5 protein-coding genes are annotated in these 4,093 nt (G+C 67.4%); 4 read left to right on the forward strand and 1 reads right to left on the reverse strand.

Translation table 11 applies throughout. The features are described 5' to 3' along the window. The 4 genes from VN419_RS09900 to VN419_RS09915 form a co-directional block, all read left to right on the forward strand. Positions 1–1,554, forward strand: a 1,554-nt coding sequence (locus VN419_RS09900; RefSeq protein ID WP_325647011.1) for a penicillin-binding protein activator, incomplete at its 5' end; no start/stop codon positions are given. Between the two features lie 9 nt (positions 1,555–1,563). Further along, on the forward strand, positions 1,564–1,848 hold the full coding sequence (gatC, locus tag VN419_RS09905; protein ID WP_325647013.1) for an Asp-tRNA(Asn)/Glu-tRNA(Gln) amidotransferase subunit GatC: 285 nt from the start codon (positions 1,564–1,566) through the stop codon (positions 1,846–1,848). 40 nt (positions 1,849–1,888) lie between these two features. Then, on the forward strand, positions 1,889–3,352 hold the full coding sequence (gatA, locus tag VN419_RS09910) for an Asp-tRNA(Asn)/Glu-tRNA(Gln) amidotransferase subunit GatA (RefSeq protein WP_325647015.1): 1,464 nt from the start codon (positions 1,889–1,891) through the stop codon (positions 3,350–3,352). Between the two features lie 33 nt (positions 3,353–3,385). Further along, on the forward strand, positions 3,386–3,775 hold the full coding sequence (locus VN419_RS09915) for a tautomerase family protein (protein ID WP_325647017.1): 390 nt from the start codon (positions 3,386–3,388) through the stop codon (positions 3,773–3,775). A 103-nt stretch (positions 3,776–3,878) separates the two neighbouring features. Here the strand turns inward: VN419_RS09915 and VN419_RS09920 are convergent. Continuing rightward, positions 3,879–4,093 (reverse strand): hypothetical protein (locus VN419_RS09920; protein WP_325647019.1); only part of this gene is annotated, 215 nt, incomplete at its 5' end.

A 4,093-nucleotide genomic window follows, 5' to 3' on the forward strand; every position in this document is an offset into this window, starting at 1 on the left:
GCCTCGAAGCTTCTTTTGCAGGGCCTGTACGCCACCTCGCTGCTGGACCTGCCGGAGGAGCAGCTTGTGGCCCTGGCGCGCGCCGCCGGGCCGAACAGCAAGATGTTCCCCCAGGCCGTCATCCAGCGCGAACTGGCCCGCCGGGGCTTGCGCGCAGGAATGGGCGCAGGTTTCGTTCCGGCCGTCTACGCCGCTGCACCCGCCGCCATTTTGACGACGCCCCAGCCTGCCATTCAGCCGACCGCCGCTCCCACAACCGCGCCAAACGCGATGTCGGTGCCGCTTCCCGGCCCGCTGCTGGCCCAAAACGCCACGCGCCAGCAAAGCGACCAGCCCTTGGCCCTCGTTCCGGCTGGCGACGGCGTGACCAGGCTGGCCCTGGTGCTGCCGCTCACCGGGCGCTTCGCCGCCACGGGGCAGAAGGTGCTGCGCGGCGCCGGCGCCGCCCAGAAGCGCCTGGCCAAGCAAGGTCGCAAGGTGGAGATCACCGTCATCAACGCCGATTCCGCCGACTGGCGCGAACAGCTTTCCGCCCTTCCGGCGGGGGTGGCCACCGTGGGCGGCCCGCTTCTGAACGTGGAGGCCCTGCGGTCCCTGGCGGCCGACGGCACCGTGACCCGGCGCGCCGTGTTCGCCTTCCAGCCCGACCTGGCCCCGGTGCAGGAAGGCAAGCAGGCTTGGCGCTTCTACCCCAGCTTCCAGGACCAGGCCCGCGCCCTCATCGACCTCACCGCCACCCAACTGGGCATCCGCTCCGTGGCCGTGCTGGCCCCCAAGAACCGCTACGGCCAGCGCATGGCCGAGGTCTTCCAGGCCGAGGCCAAGGCCAAGGGCGTACGCGTGGCCGCCAGCGAAACCTACCCGCCCGACGACCACCCGCGCTGGCTGAACAGCGTGAGCAGGCTGCTCAAGATCCCGGAGGGCTTCCGCCACAACAAGAACATGCCCCTGCCCATGCCGGACTTCGGCGCGGTGTTCATGCCCGAGGACTGGGGCCAGGCCGAGCTGCTCGCCTCGAACTTCCACTTCTTCGAAGGCCAGCACCTGCTGTTCCTGGGCACGGACCTCTGGAGCGTGGGGCTCGACAATGCCAAGGACGTGGACGACACCTACTTCCAGCAGGCCGCCTGCCCCGGCGCCTGGTGGCCGGAAACCAATGGCGGCCGCGCCCTGCAGGGCGTCATGGACGAGCAGAACCTGGGCCAGGCCGACTTCTGGGTGGCTCTGGGCTATGATTTCGTCCGCCTCGCCAACCGCCTGGGCCTGGGCGAGGGCTGGACCCCCGCGGCGGTGAACGCGCGCCTTGCGGGACTTAAGGACCTGGACTACAGCATGGCCCCGGTGAGCTGGAACGCGGAAGGCGTGGCCCGGCAGAACCTGTACCTGTTCACCCCGCGCAAGGAGGGCAAGGCCCTCATCGACGCCGACTCCATGCGCGCCAGCATCCAGAAGAGCAAGGACCGCCGCGAGAAGCGGCTGGTCATGTCGCGCGAAATTCAAAAGAACAAGAGGGCGGGCGGCTCCGGCAGCCTGACCCAGGACGTGAAGGATTAAGGAGCAGCAATGAAGATCAGCCCCGAAGAAGTGGCCAAGGTGGCCAAGCTGGCCCGGCTCGACCTGACAGAGGCCAAGATCGGCCAGTATGCCGAACAGCTGGACGACATCCTGGGCTACATGGACAAGCTTGCCGAGTTGGACACGGCGAGCGTGGAGCCCATGTACACCCCGGTGGACCAGGTGAGCGTCATGCGCGACGACGTAGTCAAAAAGGACTACTCCCGCGAGGACATCCTGAAAAACGCGCCCGAAACCGACGGCAGTTTCTTCATCGTGCCGCGCATCGTGTAAGCGCCGAAGCCGACACAATAATTCCCCACGGATACACCACATGCCCGAACTTACGCAGATGACCCTTTCCGAGGTCCGCAAAGCCCTTGCGGACAAGACCGTCAGCGCCGCCGAAGCAACCGAGGCCGCGCTCACCCGCATCGCCGAAACCGAACCCAAGGTGCAGGCCCTGCTCTCCGTGCAGGCCGAGGAAGCCCGCGCCCAGGCCAAAGCCCTGGACGCTCAGGGGCCGGACGCCTCCAAACCCCTGTGGGGCGTGCCCCTGGTGGTGAAAGACGTGCTGGCCACAAAGGGCGTGACCACCACCTGCGGCTCCAAGATCCTTGAGAATTTCCGCCCCGTGTACGACGCCACGGCCGTGGCCCGCCTGAAGGACGCCGGAGCGATCCTGTTGGGCAAGGCCAACATGGACGAGTTCGCCATGGGCTCCACCACGGAGAATTCCGCCTACTGCGCCACCAAGAACCCCTGGGATCTGGCACGGGTGCCCGGCGGTTCCAGCGGCGGCTCCGGCGCGACCGTGGCGGCAGGACAGTGCTTTGGTGCGCTCGGCACCGACACGGGCGGCTCCATCCGCCTGCCCGCCAGCTTCTGCGGCATCGTGGGCGTCAAGCCCACCTACGGCCGCGTGTCGCGCTTCGGCATGGTGGCGTACGCCTCGTCGCTGGACCAGATCGGTCCCATGGCCAGAAGCGTCGAGGACGCGGCGCGCATGCTCCAGGTCATCGCCGGGCACGACGAACGCGACTCCACCAGCGTGAATGCGCCCGTGCCCGACTACCTGGCCGCGCTGTCCGCAAAGGGAGACCTGAAAGGCCTGACCATCGGCCTGCCCTCTGAATACTGGGACAAGGGGCTCTCGCCCGAAGTGGCCGAAGCCTGCGGAGCGGCCGTGAAAAAGGCCGAGGAACTGGGCGCAAAAACCGTTCCCGTGCAGTTGAAGCTCTCGCAGTACGCCATCGCGGTGTACTACATCATCGCCGTGGCCGAGGCGAGCTCCAACCTGGCCCGCTTCGACGGCGTGCGTTACGGCCACCGGGCCCAGAACCCGGCGGACCTCATGGACATGTACGTGCGAAGCCGCACCGAGGGCTTTGGCGACGAGGTCCAGCGCCGCATCATCCTGGGCACCTACGTGCTTTCCTCCGGCTATTACGACGCCTACTACCGCAAGGCCGCGCAGGTGCGCCGCCTCATCCGCCAGGATTTCGACACCGCACTCTCGCAGTGCGACCTGCTGGCCGGGCCGGTGTGCCCCACCACGGCCTTCAAGGTGGGCGAAATGACAAGCGATCCCCTGCAGATGTACCTCATGGACATCTTCACCATCAGCACCAACCTGGCCGGCCTGCCGGGCATGAGCCTGCCGGTTGGCCTGGGCCGCGAGACCGGCATGCCTGTCGGTCTTCAGCTCACCGGGCGCGCCTTCGACGAGGCGCGCATGCTGCAGGCGGCCCACGCGCTGGAACAATGCGTCCCGGCTACCGGCATGGCCAAGCTGTAGGCCACGTAGGCCGCCAGAAAGAGAGAGACCGCCATGCCCGTCACCCTTGTCAGCACCGTAAAAGGCCGCACAAACGCAGAGAAGCGCGCCCTCATGGAGGCCGTGCAACAGGCCATCGTCACAGGCCTCAAGCTGCCCCCGCACGACCGCTACCTGCGCCTGTGCGAGCACGAGCCGGACGAATGGCTGCTGCCCGAGGGCAAGAGCCCGCGCTTCACGCTCATCGAGATCGCGCTTTTCGAGGGCCGGACGCCGGAGACCAAAGGCCTGCTTTACGCCGAGATCGTGCGGGCGCTGGAGGGCCTGGGCATGGACAAGAACGACGTGTTCATCCGGCTCATCGAACAGCCGCGCGAGAACTTCGGCATCCGTGGCGGGCAGCGCGCCGATCTGGTGCAACTGGGCTATGAAGTGAAGGTGTAACGCCGGGCGTTTACGCGCCGCAGGCGAAGGGAAAAGGCCGCCCCGTCAGGAACCAACCTGGCGGAGACGGCCTTTTTTTCTGGTCGAGTCGGCGGGTCGGCGGCTACTGGCCGCCCTGCGCCGGGGGATTCTGCGGCAGGATGTTGGCGTCCGCCAGGCGCTTGGCCATGTGGTCGAAGGCGATCAGCATCTGCAGAAAGGCCTCGGGGCGCATGACCAGGCGTTCGCGGGTCTCCAGGACGGGCTCGCCCTTGTCGTCCTTCTCGGTGGCCGAAAGGCTGCCCAGGTCGATGCGCACCATGCCCGCGCCAAAGCCGA

The organism is Humidesulfovibrio sp. (assembly GCF_035560995.1).
Taxonomy (GTDB): domain Bacteria; phylum Desulfobacterota; class Desulfovibrionia; order Desulfovibrionales; family Desulfovibrionaceae; genus Humidesulfovibrio.